This is a genomic window from Mesorhizobium sp. M1295, assembly GCF_040318135.1.
In the GTDB taxonomy this organism is placed as follows: Bacteria; Pseudomonadota; Alphaproteobacteria; order Rhizobiales; family Rhizobiaceae; genus Mesorhizobium.
The window spans coordinates 1-19,176 of sequence record NZ_JAMYLU010000046.1 but is presented as its reverse complement, the minus strand read 5'-3'; the positions used below and the strand labels follow the sequence as shown (position 1 = coordinate 19,176).

At 59.9% G+C, this 19,176-nt stretch carries 10 protein-coding genes and 11 pseudogenes; 13 read left to right on the top strand and 8 right to left on the bottom strand.

The genetic code is table 11. The features are described 5' to 3' along the window. The first annotated feature begins 167 nt into the window (after positions 1–167). Positions 168–545: a hypothetical protein gene (locus tag NKH29_RS31640; RefSeq protein ID WP_353001332.1), complete on the top strand. Its 378-nt coding sequence runs from the start codon at positions 168–170 to the stop codon at positions 543–545. A 187-nt stretch (positions 546–732) separates the two neighbouring features. On the opposite strand, the gene ectB is transcribed toward NKH29_RS31640, so the two are convergent. The 5 genes and pseudogenes from ectB to NKH29_RS31615 all read right to left on the bottom strand — a co-directional run. Next, the gene (gene ectB / locus NKH29_RS31635) at positions 733–2,043 is read right to left on the bottom strand and encodes a diaminobutyrate--2-oxoglutarate transaminase (protein ID WP_353001331.1); all 1,311 of its coding nucleotides are present in this window, start codon (positions 2,041–2,043) and stop codon (positions 733–735) included. A 594-nt stretch (positions 2,044–2,637) separates the two neighbouring features. Continuing rightward, positions 2,638–2,943 (bottom strand): annotated as a pseudogene (locus tag NKH29_RS32785) (hypothetical protein); the annotation flags it as partial. Between the two features lie 216 nt (positions 2,944–3,159). After that, complete coding sequence (locus NKH29_RS31625; protein WP_353001330.1) at positions 3,160–4,386, bottom strand: ATP-grasp domain-containing protein; 1,227 nt, start codon at positions 4,384–4,386, stop codon at positions 3,160–3,162. Between the two features lie 705 nt (positions 4,387–5,091). Next, on the bottom strand, positions 5,092–5,280 hold the full coding sequence (locus NKH29_RS31620; protein WP_353001329.1) for a hypothetical protein: 189 nt from the start codon (positions 5,278–5,280) through the stop codon (positions 5,092–5,094). Between the two features lie 437 nt (positions 5,281–5,717). After that, a pseudogene (locus NKH29_RS31615) lies at positions 5,718–5,813 on the bottom strand (IS481 family transposase); the annotation flags it as partial. A 677-nt stretch (positions 5,814–6,490) separates the two neighbouring features. Between NKH29_RS31615 and NKH29_RS31610 the strand changes: the two are divergent. Then, positions 6,491–7,552, top strand: a complete 1,062-nt coding sequence (locus NKH29_RS31610) for a C45 family autoproteolytic acyltransferase/hydrolase (protein ID WP_353001328.1) — start codon at positions 6,491–6,493, stop codon at positions 7,550–7,552. Positions 7,553–7,787: 235 nt separating this feature from the next. Beyond that, positions 7,788–8,761 (top strand): annotated as a pseudogene (locus NKH29_RS31605) (IS256 family transposase); the annotation flags it as partial. Between the two features lie 562 nt (positions 8,762–9,323). On the opposite strand, the pseudogene NKH29_RS31600 reads toward NKH29_RS31605, so the two are convergent. Both NKH29_RS31600 and NKH29_RS31595 read right to left on the bottom strand, forming a co-directional pair. Continuing rightward, positions 9,324–10,357, bottom strand: a pseudogene (locus NKH29_RS31600) (IS110 family RNA-guided transposase). A gap of 130 nt (positions 10,358–10,487) precedes the next feature. After that, positions 10,488–10,793 (bottom strand): hypothetical protein, encoded by a 306-nt coding sequence (locus NKH29_RS31595; protein WP_353001327.1) that lies wholly within the window; start codon positions 10,791–10,793, stop codon positions 10,488–10,490. Positions 10,794–10,812: 19 nt separating this feature from the next. On the opposite strand from NKH29_RS31595, the pseudogene NKH29_RS31590 reads away from it, so the two are divergent. Beyond that, positions 10,813–11,103, top strand: a pseudogene (locus NKH29_RS31590) (IS481 family transposase); the annotation flags it as partial. 328 nt (positions 11,104–11,431) lie between these two features. Here the strand turns inward: NKH29_RS31590 and NKH29_RS31585 are convergent. Continuing rightward, a pseudogene (locus tag NKH29_RS31585) lies at positions 11,432–12,119 on the bottom strand (tyrosine-type recombinase/integrase); the annotation flags it as partial. A gap of 142 nt (positions 12,120–12,261) precedes the next feature. On the opposite strand from NKH29_RS31585, the gene NKH29_RS31580 reads away from it, so the two are divergent. The 9 genes and pseudogenes from NKH29_RS31580 to NKH29_RS31540 form a co-directional block, all read left to right on the top strand. After that, positions 12,262–12,702: a reverse transcriptase domain-containing protein gene (locus NKH29_RS31580; protein ID WP_353001326.1), complete on the top strand. Its 441-nt coding sequence runs from the start codon at positions 12,262–12,264 to the stop codon at positions 12,700–12,702. Positions 12,703–13,059: 357 nt separating this feature from the next. Continuing rightward, a pseudogene (locus NKH29_RS31575) lies at positions 13,060–14,093 on the top strand (IS110 family RNA-guided transposase). A 12-nt stretch (positions 14,094–14,105) separates the two neighbouring features. Next, positions 14,106–14,703: pseudogene (locus NKH29_RS31570) on the top strand (integrase core domain-containing protein); the annotation flags it as partial. Continuing rightward, positions 14,621–14,882: pseudogene (locus NKH29_RS32780) on the top strand (IS91 family transposase); the annotation flags it as partial. The pseudogenes NKH29_RS31570 and NKH29_RS32780, both read left to right, overlap by 83 nt. A gap of 603 nt (positions 14,883–15,485) precedes the next feature. Further along, positions 15,486–16,538, top strand: a complete 1,053-nt coding sequence (locus NKH29_RS31565; protein WP_353001325.1) for a KamA family radical SAM protein — start codon at positions 15,486–15,488, stop codon at positions 16,536–16,538. Positions 16,539–16,761: 223 nt separating this feature from the next. Beyond that, a pseudogene (locus NKH29_RS32775) lies at positions 16,762–18,104 on the top strand (IS1380 family transposase). Positions 18,105–18,303: 199 nt separating this feature from the next. Then, on the top strand, positions 18,304–18,579 hold the full coding sequence (locus NKH29_RS31550) for a Mu transposase domain-containing protein (RefSeq protein ID WP_353001322.1): 276 nt from the start codon (positions 18,304–18,306) through the stop codon (positions 18,577–18,579). 15 nt (positions 18,580–18,594) lie between these two features. Next, positions 18,595–18,936 carry a hypothetical protein gene (locus tag NKH29_RS31545; RefSeq protein WP_353001321.1) on the top strand — a complete coding sequence of 114 codons (342 nt, stop codon included), beginning with the start codon at positions 18,595–18,597 and terminating at the stop codon, positions 18,934–18,936. Positions 18,937–18,948: 12 nt separating this feature from the next. Beyond that, positions 18,949–19,176 (top strand): annotated as a pseudogene (locus NKH29_RS31540) (ATP-binding protein); the annotation flags it as partial.

The following is a 19,176-nucleotide window of genomic DNA, read 5'->3' as shown; positions in this document are numbered from 1 at the left end:
GGATGTAAGCCAGAACCTGCGGACTGTAGCGCTTGCCCACCGGCGGCAAGGTGTTGATGGCGGCGAACTTCACCTGCAGCCAGGTCGTCTCGTCCTGACCGACCGCAATGCGATGACGTCCCACCCAGCGCGCCGCCGCAATTTGGCAAAGACGCGATGAGCAAATCGTGTGGGGCAGCATCGGCAGGCCGCTCGGCCAGCCTGTTCGTCCGCACCCGCACGATGAAGCTCGTACCAAGGTCCTGCGCGGTGCAATAGAGCTCGATGTCGCTCTCTCGGTCACCCACATGCACGCAGCGCTCGGGCGCGCCAGGGATCCTCGCAATCACCCGCGAGACCGCATCAGCCGCGCGGTATCGCGGCTTTCTGCCGGAGGTGTGGTTCCCGACAAGCGGACCGAGCAGCTTCGCCGTCTGGTCGGCCGGCGCAATCAGGTCGTGCGGCATCACACGCGCGTGAAGAACGATATGGCGTCCTGCAGGCGCACCTCGTGCCGAAGTGCCCGCATGCCGATCCGTTCAACAATCGCGATCGCGCCTGCTTGAGAGGAGCGCTGGCGCATGAAGCGGGCGTGGACCGCATATACATCGGCGCACGGAGCGCGGCATTAACGGGGCCAGCACCAATATGGTCGATAAATGCGCCAAGGTACTCGGAGGCGTACCGCAGCTCTTTTTAGAGCCAGGTAAATAAGTCCGCTATGATGCGCGCGCTGGCGTGTTCTCGCCATCGTCACGGCGAGCCTTTCGGCATGCTGTCCTGCACCGTGCCGATGCTGTCGCGAACGATTGACAGACCACGGCGCAGGTCAGCCTCGGCAATGGTGAGAGCAACAAGGAATTTCAGTACCTCATTCTGCCCGCCACAGGTCTCGATTACCAACCCGCGACGAAGAGCTTCCCGTGAGATTCGCACAGGTAATGAGTGGTGCTTTTGAAATACGAGTCCGTACATCAGTCCGCGGCCCCGTACACTCAGGCCAAGGTTGGGGAAATCGTTTGCGATTGAGTTGAGTTCCTCAGCCAGAATGGCGGACTTGCGTGCGATTTCTTCCTCGAACTTGGAGTCGGCCCAATAAGTCTCAAGAGCCGCACGAGCAGCGATGAAAGCAAGGTTGTTGCCCCTGAACGTACCGCTGTGCGCGCCAGGCGACCAAACGTCCAGTTCAGGCTTCAGAAGAACGAGGGACATCGGCGTGCCGATCGCCGACAAGGACTTCGACAGAGTGACGATGTCCGGCACGATCTCAGCCGCTTCAAAACTGAAAAATGTTCCCGTGCGACCGACGCCGGCCTGGATATCGTCGATGATCATCAAGATTTCGTGCCGCTTGGTCAGATCACGCAGCCGCTGCAGCCATTGAAAGCTAGCGGGATTGATGCCCCCTTCACCTTGGACTACTTCCAGAATGACCGCGGCAGGTTTATCGAGGCCACTGCTCGGATCATTGAGCAGCTTCTCAAAGTAATCAATCGTGTCCACTGAAGGACCGAGATACCCATCGTAGGGCAAAAATGTCACGTGTGCGACCGGGAAACCTGCAGCAGTCCGGTACTTCTTGTTTCCAGTCGTCGCCAACGATCCAGCGCTAACGCCATGGAACGCATTGGTAAATGCGACGATATTAGCCCTGCCTGTTACTAGGCGAGCTAGCTTCAGTGCCGCCTCGATCGCGTTCGTGCCTGTGGGACCAGTAAACTGCAGCTTGTAGCTCAGACCACGTGGCTTCAGAATCCACCGCTCAAAGGCCTCGATGAACGCCTTCTTGGCGATGGTGGCAAGGTCGAGCCCGTGCACGATTCCGTCGCGCTCGATGTAATCCAGCAACGCCCTCTTTAAGGCTGGGTTGTTGTGCCCGTAATTGAGAGCGCCCGACCCAGCGAAGAAGTCGAGATATTCACGACCGTCTGCATCTATCAGGGTAGTGCCGACCCCGCGATCGAATAGGACCGGAAACGACCGGATGTAGCCACGCACCTCGGACTCGAGGCGCTTGAATATCGCGATGCTTGTGTCACTCGAAGGCGAAAATTTCTTGTTCATAGTGGGAGTCTCTTGCTCATGGAGGCGAATTTGCTTGCAGCCGTCGACGGGGGCGGCGTTACCTGGTTCCCGCTTGGCGAATCTGGTCGGCCCACGTCGCTCCCGTCGCCGATCGGGCTTCGCAACAGCCCTCAGAAGCACACTTGGCGCGCCGAGATCATGCTTGTGAGCGCTGACGGAATCGGCACGGTCGAAGTCTAAGCGTGGAATCATAATACTCCGGATGCGCCTTCGTTGAGTTAAAGATTTAAGATTTTCTGCAACAGTCATGTTTCTCGCGAGCAGAAGGTACTTCAAATTCGCGAGAAGAGCGGCCATGTCCCGTTGTGATGATGTTGCTGAGCTCGCCATGCCTGAGGAGGGCGCATGCGTATACGGACGGTGTGTCGGTCGCTTTATGCACCCGCATGGTGCATGCTGCTGACCGCCTAAAGTTCCCGTCTATTAGCTGTGCCCTGGATCGAGCGAGCCGATCAGCGAGCCCGTATTGCCGGCGCCGGCACTCCTGATTGTGCATAAGCTGATCGGCCGTCGACTGACGGATATAGACGAAGGCGCCGCTAGTACCCTTTGGGGGCGCCGTCTGCAAGGAGGTCACCATCTCCTTGCGCTGGGGCCTTTTGCGCACCCCAACCCAAACAGATCTCGGTCGCCGCGGGAAAGCCCTTCGGTCCATCGCAAGGCGATCAAATTCGTCAACCACGACTCTTCACCTAGTTCATGCACGCAGCTGGGCTGGGTGGCTTCATTCTGGTCGAGCCACAAGCCCAGGACTTCCTTTACGCCATCCGCACACACGTCGCGATGTGGATCGCCTTGTTGCAGACCGTCCCTTTTATCGCGAATCTTGACCTGGATAGAATCAAAGAAGACCAGCTGTGAACTCGGATCGAGCGGCCTAACCGCCCAGTGATAACGTCAAGAGCACGGCGCCCCTCACCGTTGGATAGGTCCGCTGACACTATCGATGCCGCCCAGATCGCGCAGATGCCCGACGCGCGATACGATCTTGTCGTCAACATGCGCCGGAATCCCCTCGACGAACGGCGGCAATCGAAAGGTTCCGTCTCATTGAACCGTACGCAGCACCTCCGTCAGGAGAGGCTTTTGATTGTCCTATTCGCCAGCGGTCAAAAATGGTGAGATCGACCAACTGACTAAGTCGACAGCACGCTCAAGTATCGCCGCGGTCCGAGTTTGGCTTGGTGAAGCGGCGATGACATGTCCGATATAGTCTTGGTAATCGCCTTTTCTGACGATCGGGGTCTTGGGTTCAACATACAATTCGACCTCGACGACACCTGGTACGGCAGCCGCCTGACTATCGCCACTGATCCAATCCAAAGTTCCATCGCGATCTGCGATCAGGAACCGCACGCCCGCAGAATGCGAATACCTTTTGCGCAAATCCCACTGCTCGCCGATCGCAAGCTTGATGTGCTCGGTAACGAGATCCACACCGTACGCCCGCTGAATCAGCCGAGAATTGGGCCCACCCGCAAGACGCGGATTGACTTCAATGACGACTGGTCCGCGTTTCGTCCACCGGGCTTCAACGAAGGATGGCCCCCAGCCAAGGCCGAGAGCCTGCATACAGCTCAGCGAAACATCGATGATACGTTCATTCTCGTCATCAGTCAGCGGAGCCGGATGGGTGAACCCACGATAGACGAAATACGGTAGGAGGCCGAACTCAGCGGCACAAATCCCGATAGCTTCATTTCCCATTATGTCAGTGCTATAGAGTGGGCCTTGCGCGAATTCTTCGACCAGTATTCGCGGTGAAGACCTCCATGTGTGCTTCCCGCCCAACAGATGGATTGTATGTTCGGCTAACTCATCGGTATTCCGGCACAATCGGACACCGATGCTGTTGATACCTTTGGTGGGCTTAAGGATTACCGGCAGGCCGATTTCCGCGGCAGCACGTTGAACCTCCGCCGCATTCGCTGCCAAGCGATAAGAAGGGATTGGAATGCCGGCCTCCGCGAGGAGCTGACGTTGAGTGAATTTGTCGCAGCATCGTTCAATCGATGCGGGATTTGGTCCGTGTAGATCGAAATGCCGGCAGAGTTTGCCAACTGTTGCATAGACCGACTCGGCGGCGGACGTGATGCCAGCAATGCTGTAGCTCTCACCTAGCCGAGAACATTCGCGGATCAGAGCGTCGAGGTTGTCTGTATCGACACGGATTGTCTGCATCCCTTCCGCCGCTAGGTAGTCGTACCGAGATGGATCAGCCGAGAGCGTAATTGGATGAAGACCGAGACGCTGGGCCGCTTGGACGTATCGCAGACCATCCCATTTTGTACCTTCAACCAGAATGAACGCTCTTCTTTCCATTGGCTTGATCTCCGTTGCGTGCTGTGCGGCCGTCTGACCGTAATCTGCATTAGCCCTTTTTTCAGCGTGCCTGATCCCAGAATTAATTTTGAACGTACCATTGTCGGCGATTTGCGATTGTGAAGATTCTGCAAATTCATTTGCGTTCCTTGTCAGGCTGGTTCAACCGCCGGTAGCGCGCACTCGCGAGCTATTGCGGAACTTGGGTGATTTGAGGAAGGCAGCGTATCGAGGCGGGGAGACCCTGCAAAATGCTTTCGAAGGACAGATACAAGAGGCTCGACGTTTCTCTGACGCGGTTCTGCGCGAAGGCGCGCGTCGGCTTCTGGTGCGGTCCGTGACGGCGGAAGCGGATGCGTTCTAGGCGGCCCATGGCTGATGATCGCCCGGCCGAATGGCGTACCGGTTGTTGCGGCACGCAGCGTCCGGAGCACACGATTTGGACGAGATGGGCCGGTCTCAGTGAGGCTGGCTGCGCTATTGCCGCGGCGGCTTATCTCAGGGCGATCTTGTTCGCGCGACCAGCATCGTTTCTGAACATGATGCCGTACGGCGGAACTAGCGGCTCAGCACCGCGGTATCGGGCTTCCAGCAGCTGTGGCCGCCCGTGCCACGGGTTGCGGCTGCCCGTACGCTCCCACGCGTACCCATTTGATCGCCGCAGATGGATTAAGCCCCAACCCTTGCGCTGCCGCACGCCGGCTCTCACTTCCTTCTGGAGAACGCCGTCACGAGACCGACCGCTCTGGACGAGCCCGCGCAGAGCGCACCAGGGCGCTGGCCGCCGATTTCCCGCGCATCTGGAACGACGAGCGCACCGGTGCCGTCGAACGCAAGCGCATGCTCGGCCTTCATCGAAGACGTGACGCTGTCGACGAGCAGGTCAACATCCACGTTGGCGCGGCGGGCGCACGCAGAGCCTGTCGGCGACCAGACCACGGCCTATGTCAGCGATACGCAAGACGCCGGCACAGGTCTTGGCGTTGCTGAACGAGCTGTTGGGGACCGCCACAACGACCGGCAGATCGCCGCCCGCCTCAATGAACTCGGGCATCGCAACTGGCGCGGCGAACACTTCACGCTGAAGAAGGTCATGCTCGTGCGCCGCACTTATAGAGTGAAGAGCCGGGACGAACGGCTGCGGAAGAGGGGCATGCTCACCGGCGAGGAAGTAGCCCAGCAGCTTGGCGTGTGCGTCTCGACCGTTCACCACCTCGGGCGGAGGGCATTCTCAAGCGCCACCGCTACTCCACCAATCATCGATACTTGCACAAACCGCCGGGCAACGTCAGACCGAAAAAGGCGCCGGCAGTCGATGTGGTGGTCGTCCCCGCCGCTGGGGCTTTGGAGAAGCCGCCTTCAACAACGGCGCGGGCCATCTCCTCTCGACGCCGCGGCGTCAACCGGGCATTCATATGGATGTTCATTCGGTCCTCCGAGAACCTCGGCTTTCCCGGCACGGGCCGAATGGACAGCCTCCTAAAAGCTCACATCTAGAGTGTTTCCGACTGATCCGCGTTGATCACGGCAGACTGAGAAAATTCCAGCGTCACCGGCAGTCGTCGCCTTTTGTGTGTTGCCAGCGAGAGAACGCCGATTTCCTGCATTGATACAGGGAAAATTCGCGCAAAAGACCCACAAACGCAGCTACATTCACGAAGCTGAGGCTCCCCTTAGCAAAACCGAACTAGGTGGGTGGGGGATAGTTTCTGTGATGAATACTGAGCAATGGCTGTTGGCTGGTGGTATGACGACAGTAATAGATAGTGGATTTGGTGAGCCAAGTATATTCGTTCATGGCGCCAGTCCCTTTATGGTGCAAAGTTTTCTTTTATCCAGCAGTGCAACGAGCTGCCAGATCAACTTATGGTAATCCTGGCTGAGGCGCGGCGCCGTTCTGTTGTGGTTCCGTTCGCCTTGAGTCTTCGCGCAGCAGCGCAGTAGTTGGAGCAACCACAGCATGAGAATGGACCTCTGTCGCTCCGGGGTTCTAAATGGGACCTCTTTTAGAGGCGAACACATCAGTCCGCAGCCTCGGCGCGAGCGCAGGCTCCGGCTTGTCATCCAAAACTTAACAGCGACTCACAGAAAGCAAAGCCGCCATATGTCCAGAAATCCCATCTCCCGCATTCGTGCCAAGGGCGACGCCTTCTCGATCGGGTTCGCGCTAGGACAGGCCAGCGCCTCTGGTTTCCGCGAGCGCGTCCTGGGTACTGAGGAGTATCGGGCTCTGGACGCCCGCTGGCGCGGATCAGACTATCTGAAGACGCTGGAAACCGCTGCCCGCGCGGCCTACCCCCGCTTTGTGCGCGAAATCGAGGGGATCGCCGCGGGCGCCGGGCAGGATTTCGAACGTGTCTTCCTCTGGAACTGCCGCGGCGACCTACGGCTTCCTGAGGACGTCTCCCCGGCAACGAAAGCTCTCGCTGCCACAGGCTGCACCTCGCTCCTCATTCCGTTGGAAAGTGATGCCCCGGCGGTCATTGCCCATAACGAAGACGGCGCGGCCGAGTTCCTCGGCGCCTGTCTTTGGGTCGAGGTTGAGGGCGACGAGGGTCGAGTCTGGAGCAGCTTCATGTACCCCGGCATGCTGCCGGGGCACACATTCGGCCTAAACAAGGCCGGGCTCGTCCAGACTGTCAACAACATCAGCGCCCACGATCTTCAGCCTGGCGTACCGCGGCAGATCATCTGCCGCGCGATCCTCGACACGGGAGGGCTGGACGAAGCGATCGAGATCCTGAAACGCAGGGACCGCGCGAGCGGCTTCCATCACAATCTCGGTGAAGCGAAGACGCGCCGGCTCGCCTCTGTCGAGGCGCCCGCCTCGGGGTGCGCCGTTCGAGAGGCCGCCTCGCCTCGAGCCCACGCCAACCACCTGCTCTTCGGGGAATTCGACGGACTGGAGCAGACAATCACCCTCTCTTCCAGCAGGCGGCAGGCGGCAGCGGACCGGATGATCGCAGAAGGCGCGCTCGCGGGCGGTGCGGAGGTAGTGCTCTTCGACAAGACCACCCCGATCCATTGCGACAATGACCGAAACGAGGATAGCGGCCAGACAGTCGCCACGAGCGTCTTCGCGCTTTTCCCTGACCGCGTCGAATGGCGCGTGCACGCCGCACCAGACGAGTGCGACGCGCTAATCGGAACGATGCACATCACCTAGACTTAGTCTAGCGAAATCTCAGGCACGGTGCAGATACGCTCGTCCACAAACCGACGAGTTCCCCGGCCCGTAGAAAACCTGCGCGGTCGGGTCCGTCCGCTGGAAGAGATCGGCCAGAGCGTGACCCCTCCCGGTCGAATCGATGAGCGCACATTGCGGCTGGGTTTCGTCATGACTCAGGGATGGTCAGGGATCTTGTGCGTGAGGCCACGATGATGGAAAGGAGAATCATCGCATGGCCATTGAGAAGGAACTTGTGGACCGGTTGCTTGCTGGACGCGACCCACAGGAGCTGTTTGCCAAGGACGGTTGCTCGACGATCTGAAGAAGGCGCTTTCGGAGCGGATACTGAACGCCGAACTGGATGATCATCTTGACGAGGAGCAAGCCGAAGGGCTAGCAACCGCCGCCACGGACATTCTAAGAAGACGGTTCTGACGGGCACATCGAAGCTCGAACTTTCGCTCCCCCGTGACGGTGCCGGCTCCTTCGACCCGAAGTTGATCGCCAAGTATCAACGCCGCTTTCCCGATTTCGACGCCAAGATCGTATCCATGTATGCGCGCGGCATGAGCGTGCGCGAGATCCGCGGTCACTTGGAGGAACTCTATGGCATCGACGTGTCGCCGGACCTGATCTCGGCCGTCACCGACGCTGTGCTCGAGGAGGTCGCCGAATGGCAGAACAGGCCGTTGGACGCCTGCTTTCCCTTGGTCTTCTTCGACGCCATCCGGGTCAAGGTCCGTGACGAGGGCTTCGTCCGCAACAAGGCGATCTACATTGCGCTCGGCATCCTGCCCGACGGCGGCAGGAGATATTAGGTATCTGGATTGAGCAGACGGAAGGCGCCAAATTCTGGCTGCGCGTCATGAACGAGTTGAAGAACCGAGGTGTCGCCGAGATCCTGATCGCCGTCGTCGACGGCCTGAAGGGCTTTCCAGAAGCGATCAACGCGGTATTCCCGCATTCGTGCAAACCTGCATCGTGCATCTGATCCGCCACTCGCTGGAGTTCGTATCCTGGAAGGATCGCAAGTCTGTCGTGCCGGCGCTGCGGGCGATATACCGGGCCAAGGACGCCGAAGTCGCCCTGGCCGCGCTCGATGCCTTCGACGCCGGCTACTGGGGCCAACGTTATCCGGCGATCGCTCAGAGCTGGCGGCGCAACTGGCTCCATGTCGTGCCGTTCTTCGCATTTCCCGAAAGCGTCGCCCCATCACCTACACAACGGATGACATCGACAAGCCTGATTTCGGCTTTTTCGATTCCTGTGCGCTTCTTTGTTCGGCTCAGGTGAGCGTGTTTCTTCGTCCCGGCCCACAGGATTTTCCGTGCGAGCGTGTTGAGACGCAGTCAAGGTTGGCCGGTGCGATGGCGGCACGGCCGGCTGCAAGGTTTCCAGGCCACGCCTTGACTGCGTCGAGTGCGGCGCCAGTCTGGAGCGGGACCGAGGCGGCGGTCGTGCCGGCACATTCCTTATGCTATGTTTGTCCGGCACGGACGTGGCAAAGAGTGGTGCTTCTGTAAGGGGTCCTTACTCGTCAAGTCCCTTCGAGTGATCATCACGCCGCTGGGATCATGCTTCTGTCCGTGGTCAGCACCAAGACTGCCACATCATGCCATCAGATCCTTAACCCGGCAGGTCAATCTAGGACGCGTGATTGCCGAAGCTTTCACAGCACTACTCCCGACCTTGCCAAGCCCTCGTCCCAGCGACGGGACCTCGAAGAAGCAGTGCCTCTGGCGGCCTGCCTCGCTGCCTTGTTCCTCCTTTACACGGTGACGGTGTCCTTGCCCCAACGGAACTGACTGGCATCAGCCCACATGCGGTGAAGGACGGTGGCGAGCTTGCGGGCCAGCGCCACCTTTGCCCGTTTCATGCCGCGCCGCTTGGCCACGTCCACCGCCCAGCGATCAGGGGCGAGAACCGCCTGGCGCGCGTCAACATGATATGCGCCGCTTCATAGAGTGCGGTTCGCACCATTCCATCCGCCGACCTTGGTGATGCCGCCGTCGATGTCGGTCTCGCCGGATTGATACTTTTTGGGCGTCAGTCCGAAGTACGCACCGACGGTTCGGGATTTTGCAAACCGCCCCGGATTGTCGACCGCCGAACGATAGGTGACTGCAACCAGAGCCCCGACACCGGGCGCGCTCATCAGCCGCTGGCAGACAGGATGGGCACGGGCGATCTTCAGCATCGCGCGGTGCAGCCGGGTAAACTCGTTCCACAATGCGGCCCGAGCCTCCAGCATCGCGCCGATCACCGTCGCAAGCATGTCGTGGCCTTCGATGAGTTCGCGAATGCGCGCCTCGAAACGCCCCCCGGCTCACCTCGCCAACCTTGAGCCCGTAACCGCGTAAGATTCCGCGTATGCTGAGCTCGACGTCGAGCAACTTGGCCTGCAACAGCTTGCGGCCGACCAGCAGTGCCCACACCTCCTGGGCATCTGCAGACTTGGCGTGCACAGGACGGTACCAGCCCATGCGCAGCAACTGCGCGATCCCGCGGGCATCCTTGCGATCCGTCTTCACCGGCATCGCCGACAGTGCCGCCTTCACACGCCGTGTCTCCAGCAACACCACCTCAAAGCCGGCGTCGACCAAAACCCTCGCGCAACCACTGCGACAGTGGGCCCGCCTCAAGGCCGACGCGGATGACCGGCAATCCCAGATCGGCAAAATGCTGCAACAGTGCCTCTGGCTCGCTCGCCACCTTCATCTCTCGCACGATCTTGCCCGATGAATCCACCACGCAAACACTGCTCAGTTCCAGCGACACATCAATTCCTGCATAATAGTCCATGGTTGTCCCTCGCTTGATGCTTGGGGCCGACACAATCGGACCCCGTTCAACACCATCACTCTGAGGGACAGTCGCGAGGAGCGCCGGCCCATTACGGCATCTAGAGGATGAGAGTGCCGCCACGCAGCCGTTATAGTCGTTCCTCCTTTGTGGCGTCCGTGCGCCGCTTCGGCCCGCGTGGCCGCCAATACCGAACCATCAACTCGTAGGCACGCTCGGCATTCTCGGCCGCGGCTTTCTCGCTGTTTCGCAATTCCTGCACGTTGTAGGCGTAAGCCGAACCGCGGCGACCGACACCGCGCTCGCCCGGCGCCCCAGCCTTGAGAGCGAGGCGCCTCTGCTTTGCCGCCACCAGCGCCGAGCGAGCCCAGAAGTAGTCTTGCTCCTTTGTCAGCAGATGCCAGATCAACACCGCGAGCTTGCGGGCGACCGCCACGGCTGCGACCTGATGCGCTATGGGACAGGTTCTACACCGCCGCGCCACGACAGAGGCAGTCCGTCGAGCGATACAGCATAGTCAAGAGAGCCTGAGAGCGCTGGCCAAGCGCTACGGCATCGATCAGAAGACCGTTAGAAAGTGGGGGAACCGGACCTCGACCGCCGATCTTCCCACCGGCCCGAAGAAACCAAGATCGACAGTGCTGTCGCTCGAAGAGGAAGCGGTGATCGTCGCCTTTCGCAAGCACACGTTGCTGGCGCTGGATGATTGCCTCTATGCCCTACAGCCCTCGATCCCGCATCTGACGGCGCGCGAGCGCCTTAAGGCGCTCCGCACGGGTGATGGCCTCGACCTGCCCCGGCAGATCAAGGCCCAGCTTCTTCGCGAACTCGGCTGCCTCGAATTACTGATAGAACAGATCAAGACGGTGGAGGCCGAACGTGACGCGGGTCTGGCGCAGGACAAAGCGGCCCTGACCGAACCCGCAACGATGTTGCTCGGCATTAAGGGGATCGGCCCAGAATTCATCAATGTCATCTCCAGCGAATGCCTGTCCCGGCACTTCGACAGCGGATGAAATGGATAGTGAATCCGCCCTTCATCCGGTTTGTTGGCGGGCAGTTTGTCGTTGTTTTGAGCAGCACCTGGATGACGCTGATATAGACGTTGCGTTCCAGAAGATGGGTGGCGAAGCTGTGAGCGTGTGGACCGTCACCCGCTTGTCGATGCCGGCGGCCGTACGCGCCGAGCGACAGGCCGAATACAACACCTGCACATCGATAGGGCGATCGGCACCGCGCCCGGGAAACAGCCAGTCCTGCGGCTTCGGCGGCCGCCAGTAAATCCGCAGGATGCGCAGAAGCTGCGCCGACAACATCACGGTGCAATTCTTGCGGCCCTTGCCGTGCTCGATCCGGATCACGCCGCGTCCGCTGTCGATGTCGCCGACCCTCAGCCCCACGTTCTCCGAAGCGCGAAGGCCGCCAGCGTAGGCCGTGGTCAAGGCCGTCCGCGTCTTCAGGCTCGGCACCGCCTCAAGAAAGCGGACAACCTCGTCGGCGCTCAGCACGACCGGCAGCGTGCGCGGCGCGCGGGCATAACGATCCGTTCCGGAAACCGCAGTGCCCACACCGTCTGGTTCAGGGCAGTGCCACGAGATCCCGGTCGAGACCAGATGCACCTGGAAAGCGGGACGTCTTCAAGGCCAAGCCGGTCCGGAGAGCGGCCGATATGACGGGAAAACTTCGTCACCGCGTGTACGTAGGATCGTTGCGTGGCCGGCGACAGGGGGCTGCGCGGCGGACACGCCGACGTCACCGCAATGCCACGCCATTTTGCAGAACTTGACGCACACAACTCTCGAAAGCCCAGCTTGGACGGGACAGCTGATGGAGACGGTATGTAGCCGAGAGAAGCTGGAAACAGCGTGGAAACGCGTTCGAAGGGTAGCCCAGGCGTGGATGGGATGACCATCGACGACGCCAAGGGCTACCTGCGTGAGCGCTGGCCAAGCATCCGTGTTGAGGGAACCTATCAGCCGCAGCCGGTCAAGCGGGTCGAAATCCCCAAGCCGGACGGCGGGGTCAGAAAACTCGGCGTGCCTTGCGTCGTCGACAGACTGATCCAGCAAGCCCGCACAGCACGGCTTCCGCCCGGGACGCTCTGCCCATCAGGCAGTAGCCCAAGCGCAATGCTGCTACATTGCCGAAGTTACAGCTACGTGGTTGACCTCGACCTCGAAAGATTTTTCGACCGGGTTAATCATGATAGCCTGATGGCGCGCGTCGCCGCCAGGGTGTCCGATAAGCGTGCGCTCAAACTCATCCGTGCATTCCTCAATGGGGGGGTGATGGAGGGCGGCCTGGTCCGTCCGGTGAAGCTTAATCCGGTCGAACCGCCGTGGTAGGTGATCCGTATGCCCGGTGGTGTGGGAGGGGCGGCGCCGCGAGGCGGTTCGTCCCCTGGATCCGTCAGGGCTGATCAGGCCCTAGGTTGGGAATAGCTTCAGGCATTAGAGCGGTTCTGTTTTTGACAGAATCGGAGGGGGATTGATCGGGATAGGGGGACGTCACAGTCCATGGCTCAAAGCAAGCTACCTACAAGAATGGTCTCCCCCTTCTGAGCCCTTGCCCGCCGAAATCGAGACAGTGGTGCAGCCGCTACGGGCGGCGACCTGATGTGATGAGGTGGAACGGCCCGGTCCGAAAGCATCTAGTGCTAAAACGTGGTCGTTGCTCGAACGCCACAAAGGAGGGACCGTTCCATGAAGCATGTTAGCACCATCGGCTGGATTTGGCCAAGTACGTTTTCCAGGTTCACGGGGCCGATATCGAAGGCTCGCCCCCTATTTAATCAGAAACTGCGTCGCAGCGAAGTGCTGCGCTTCTTCGAAAAACTGTCTCCATGCCTGGTTGGCGTGGAGGCATGCGGTGGCGCTCCCTATTGGGCGCGTGAGATCGCGAACCTCGGCCAGATGTACGCCTGATCCCACCGGCCTACGTCAAACCTTTCGTCAAGCGCGGCAAGACGGACGCGGCCGATGCGGAGGCCATCAGCAAGGCAGTAATCCGCAAGACATGCGCTTCGTCCCATCAAGACCGCCGAACAGCAAGCAGACGCAATGGTGCTGAAAACGCGTGCTCTTTTGGTCCAACAGAGAACGCAGTCGGTCAACGCCTTGCGTGCACATCTGGCCGAACTGGGTATCATCGCGGCTGGCGCCTTCCCAGCGTTGCGGCGCTGATGGCCATCGTGCGGGAGGTGAAGACTCGGCCGCCCGCAGCGGCACGCTTCGCCTTGACGGCGGTTGCGGATCAGATCAACACCCTGGCTGATCAGATCAACGAGCTCGAACGTGCCATCGTTACGGAGGCGAAGCGCGACGAAGATATGCGCTGACTGACGACGATCCCCGGGGTGGTCCCGTATCCCGGCGGATTCAAATCGGCGCGCCACTTCACCGCCTGGGTGGGACTGACACCGAGGCCCCATTCCTGCGGAGGCAAGGAGCGATTGGGCGGGATCTCTAAAATGGGCAATCCCGAGCTCCGCGTTCTCCTGGTCCTCGAGGCGACAGCCGTTCTGCGGATTGCCCGGAACGATGATCGGGCACGACCTTGGCTGAAAGGGCTACTCGCCAGGCGCCCCTTCAAGGTGGCCGCTGTCGCGTTGGCCAACAAGATGGCCAGGATCATTTGGGCGCTTCTGAATAAGGGCGGGATTTATCATCGTCCGCTCTCGTCCGCTCTCGACCGCTTTGATTGTGCGATGAGGGTTATGACCGACAAATCAATCTGATCGGCGTAGGCCGCCGAGGGCAAGCTGCGCCTTTTCGTGGCCATCGATCGGACGTCGAAATTCGCCTATGCGGAATTGCACCCGACGGCGGGCAAGATGGCGGTGGCCCAATTCCTTCGCTACCTGATCGCGACCGTGCCCTATCGCCATCCATACCGTTCTGACCGACAACGGCATTCAGTTCACCAACCGGACCTCCGACCGGCATGCCCTCCAGCACATCTTCGACGGCATCTGCGAACGAACATGGCATCGAGCACCGGCTCACAAAGATCAACCATCCCTGGACGAACGGCCAGGTCGAGCGGATGAATCGGACCATCAAGGACGCTACCGTCAAGCGCTTCCACTATGACGATCACGATCAACTGCGCCGGCATCTCGCCGACTTCATCTTAGCCTACAATTTCGCGCGCCGGCTTAAGACCTCAAGGGCCTCACACCCTACGAATTCATCTGCAAAATCTGGGCAAAAGAGCCCGAACGGTTCCGACTCGATCCCACCCATCAAATGCCGGGACTAAACAGCTACCGACGAGCTCATTCGCCGGTTCCTGCTCCACCGCATCCGTCATTACGGCCTGCTCGCCGGCTCGGCCCGCAACGATAGCCTCGCGCTTGTCCACGAACTGCTGGTGTCCGCCTCCCGCCACGAACGATCAATCGGCGGAACCGGACGACCGTCCGGTGCCCATACTGCGGCGGCCGTATTACGAGGTGTTCGAATGGTGCAGGCAGCCGCGCGAACCGCCAAGGCAAACAGCGACAAACCTGGAGAACGACCCATGACTTGGCATGGCCCGCACCTAGCACGACCGCGCCACACCGGCGCGGGTCACGCGAAGGTACGCGCGCATCGCTACGGCGCCGGTCGTCGGGAACGTGAAGTCCGTAGGTATCACCGCAAGAAGCTCTCCGACGTGGCCCGGAAGCCGCATGTTCGACCAGCCATCAGCGCCCACGCGGACGTTCTCGAAAAACGCTGGCACACCCACCGCGCACGGACCGCGGGTTCCTGCATGTTTCGTACGCCCGAAGGCGCCCGAACCGTTCAGCATAGCTGCGATCACTCATTATTTGATCGCCTTTTGGGTGTTACTAGTGTCCGCTCTGAGGACGTTTTCTGTTCTGAACCTGACACTCTGAAACGCAAGCATTTCATCGCCACGGTGTAAACACTTGGTTTCGCCTCTCTTCCTGCAAGTCGGCCTTGGTGGCACGCCAATTGCAGATGCATGGTGGCGAAACGTTTACGCCATTACACCTCGCGCTTCTAAGACAAAGGGGATCTAATTTGAAGCCCGCTCGCAGGATCCAAAACAATCTTATAAAATCTTCACCGTTGAGTGCGGCTCCGCTCACCGGCTCGACTCCACAGCGCGCGCCCGCATCATGAATTTCATCCAGGGAACTCGCGCGGTGACGCCAGTTGAGTTAGAAGCTCACAGCATCACCCGCTATCGCGTCACAAAAAGCTATATTGAGCAGATCATCAACAGTAATTATTACGACCATCTAAAATTCATCGTCGAACCGTCATTGGAAGAGTTCGAAAGTCCTGGCAGTCTAGATACGAGCGGCGAGCACGACAACACGGTCTTGCCCGGGTTTCAGCACAAGTACGCCCAGACCGGGATGTTGCTAGCAACTGACCGCTGCGCTTCATACTGTCGTTATTGCTTTCGCAAGCGCATTGTTGGGAAGGATTCAGATGAAATCGTAACTAACTTGGAGCAGGTCGCGCGCTATATCAGAGGCCATCCTGAGATGACGAACGTGCTGATATCGGGAGGTGACCCGTTCATGCTCAGCACCGGCAGGCTCCACGAAATTCTTGATCACCTGCTGCCGTTCCCACATTTGAATTCCATTCGTTTTGGCACAAAAATGCTGGCCTACGCCCCCAAGAGGTTCGAGGATCCCGCTCTAGTAGCCTTATTCCGACGGATACATACAGCGCGTAAGGCCGCAGTGATCGTCACGCATTTTGACCACATCGGCGAAATCTCGGTCCAGGCGGAGCGTAATGTATGCTCATTGCGTGCGCATGGTGTGCAGTTCTTCAACCAGTCCGTGCTTCTCGCGAAAGTCAACGATGATTCTGAAATATTGGCTGCGACCTTTGCCAAATGTTACCAAATGGGCATCCGTCCTTATTACCTCTTTCAAGCCAGGCCGGTGAAAGGTGCCTCGCATTTCCAAGTTCCAATTCGCCGTGGTTTAGAGATTGCGCAGGGCATCAACCAACGGCTGAGCGGCATTCAAAAGACATTCAGGTACATCATGTCGCATTACACAGGAAAAATCGAAATCCTCGACCTTGGAGCCGATGGTCGCGTCTATATGCGATATCATCAAAATAAGGCTCCGGAAAAGATCGGAAGAATCTTTTCCCGGCCGTACCGCGAGGGTGCCTTCTGGTTGGACGATTTACCTGACGGATGAAATTGAGAAGACGCGCTATGCTGATAGTTGGCGCAAAGCAACGAGTTCAAAGGCTCCGCCTCATAGTAGCGGCCCGTGAGGCGGTGGTCCCGCCTTGACCGCTCGCCACTAGCTAGCCCGGAAAATTCATGGTGGGTTGGCGGATGTAGTGCAAGCCATTGAAATGACGTAGGATTTGGTTGCTAAAGCCGATCCGAATCATTTCCCGGAGACCACACCCGCCATGAACAATGTTACGCTGCCGCTGAGCAGTTTGTCATCTGTCGGCGGCAAGTCCGTCGTCGTCCGTTTCGACGGCGGCATGCTGTCGTCCAACAGCGGTATTCTCGCTCTGGCAGAGGTGGAAAAGCGGCTGCGGGTGGCCGAGCGTCTGGCGCGCTGCATCGACGATCCGCGCTGTCCGGGCCAGACCGCCCACAGCTTGGCCGACATAATCGGCTTTCGCATGAAGATGATCGCCGCCGGCTATGAGGATGGCAACGACGCCAACCGGCTGCGCTCCGATCCGGTCTTCAAGATGGCCCAGGACGCGCTGCCGTCGGGTCGGGATCTGGCCTCCCAATCGATGATGTGCAGGCTGGAGAACCTGCCCGGTGTGCGGGAGCTGGTCGCCATGGGGCGGGCGATGGTCGACCTCTACTGCGCCTCGTTCCGGCAGGTGCCGAAGCGGATCGTGCTCGACATTGACGACACCTTTGATGCCGTGCATGGCGGCCAGCAATTACGCCTGTTCAACGCCCATTACGACGAATACGGCTTCCAGCCGATCGTGGCGTTCGATGGCGACGGCCGGTTCGTCCGTGCGGTTCTTCGGCCGGCCAAGCGACCGAGCGGGGCTGAGATCCGCCCCCACCTGCGCCGCCTGGTGCGGGCGATCCGGAGCAACTGGCCGAACACACGGATCCTGATCAGGGCCGACGGCCATTATTGCAGTCCACCGGTCATCGACTGGTGCCGCGCCAACGATGTCGACTTCATCGCGGGCTGGCGCCCACCACGACGCTGCGCAAGCATGTCGCGGATCTGGAAGCCAGCACGCTGACGCGTTTTGAGGCGTCGGGGACAAAACGAACAAGGTCCGCCGCTTCAAGGAGTTCTTTGACGGCGCCGCCAGCTGGAGCCGCGTCGAGCGCATCATCGCCCGCGTCGAGGTCAGTGCCCAAAGGTACTGACACCCGCTTCATCGTCACCAATCTGGCCGGTGGCAAGGCCAAGGCGCTCTACGCGGACCTTTACTGCCGGCGCGGAGCGGCCGAGAACCACATCAAATCGTGGAAGACGCATCTCGCCGCCGACCGCACATTCTGCACCAGAGCCACAGCCAACCAGTTCCGGCTGTTCCTGCATGCCGGCGCCTACTGGATGATGTGGGGCCTGCGCGCCGCGATCCCGAAGCGTTCCAGCTTTGCCGTCGCCCAATTCGACACGCTGCGTTTGCGCCTCATCAAGATCGCCGCGCGGGTGGTCGAGATGAAGACGCAAATCCGCTTGCACCTGCCGACATCCTGCCCCGACCAGCGCATCCTCCGCATCGTGCTCGACCGCATCCCGCGGCTCGTGACGTAGCCGACGGGGCGCTGACGCCTCGAAAACGAACCCGCCGACCGCAACCCGCAAACCCCCGCCTGCCATCACGACGGATCAATCCCGGCGCCGATGAAGCTCGTCAAAAGGCACCGCAACGCTAACCAGATGACCGTCAGGCCGCCGAAAGCCGATCGCTGTGCATCAAACGGGCTAGTTTCCGTCCATAAACGCCAAACCATTGAACTTATTGCCCAGTCGCCGGCAATTGTTTGAGAGCGTCGAGCGTGCTGCGCTGGCAAGCTTTCCGAGCGAAGACTACGAATTCGCCGAATGGCGTTTGGCCCGCGTCTCGACGGATTACCACGTCGAGTTCAAGACCTTCTTTTATTCCGTGCGGCACAGCCTCATTCGCCAGCAGGTCGATCTGAGAGCAACGGCACGCACCATCGAGATCTTCCACCGCGGCAAGCGCGTCGCGGTGCATCAGCGCCGCTATGGCGGTCCTCGCCATTGAACCGATCCGGATCACATGCCCAGCTCCCACCGGCGCTATGCCGAGTGGACGCCAGATCGCTTCCGTCGCTGGGCCGCATCCGTCGGCCCCGAGACGGAAGGCTTGATTGTCGCAATCCTCGCCAGCCGCCCACATCCTGAACAAGGCTTTCGAACATGCCTGGGTGTCCTGCGCCTGTTTCGCGATGTCACACGCGATCGCGCCGAAGCTGTGTCAGCCCGCGCTGTCGAGATCGGTGGCCTGAACTGCAAGAGCATTGCCTCGCTTATCGCCAATCACAAGGCCGCAAGGCATTCCACCGAACCGACCGCCATCATCGATCACGCCAATCTGCGTGGCCCTGATTACTTCCATTGAGGAGACACACCAATGCTCATCCATCCGACCATCGACATGCTGCGCGAACTCGGCCTTTATGGCATGGCCACCGCTTCCAGGAACTCGACCGACAATCCGAAGCACGCAGCCTCGAGCATGGCGAATGGCTTGCCATGCTGCTCGAGCGCGAGGCTACCATGCGCCGCCAGAAGCGTTTCGAAGCCCGCGCCAGGGCTGCAAATCTTTGCTATGACGCACAGATCGAGAATGCCGACTTTC

Excerpts from the sequence above, each read along its gene's own strand:
- ectB (WP_353001331.1), bottom strand. The coding sequence starts at position 2,043 with ATGAACAAGAAATTTTCGCCTTCGAGTGACACAAGCATCGCGATATTC.
- NKH29_RS31625 (WP_353001330.1), bottom strand. The coding sequence starts at position 4,386 with ATGGAAAGAAGAGCGTTCATTCTGGTTGAAGGTACAAAATGGGATGGT.
- NKH29_RS31610 (WP_353001328.1), top strand. The coding sequence starts at position 6,491 with ATGTCCAGAAATCCCATCTCCCGCATTCGTGCCAAGGGCGACGCCTTC.
- NKH29_RS31580 (WP_353001326.1), top strand. The coding sequence starts at position 12,262 with ATGACCATCGACGACGCCAAGGGCTACCTGCGTGAGCGCTGGCCAAGC.
- NKH29_RS31565 (WP_353001325.1), top strand. The coding sequence starts at position 15,486 with ATGAATTTCATCCAGGGAACTCGCGCGGTGACGCCAGTTGAGTTAGAA.
- NKH29_RS31545 (WP_353001321.1), top strand. The coding sequence starts at position 18,595 with ATGCCCAGCTCCCACCGGCGCTATGCCGAGTGGACGCCAGATCGCTTC.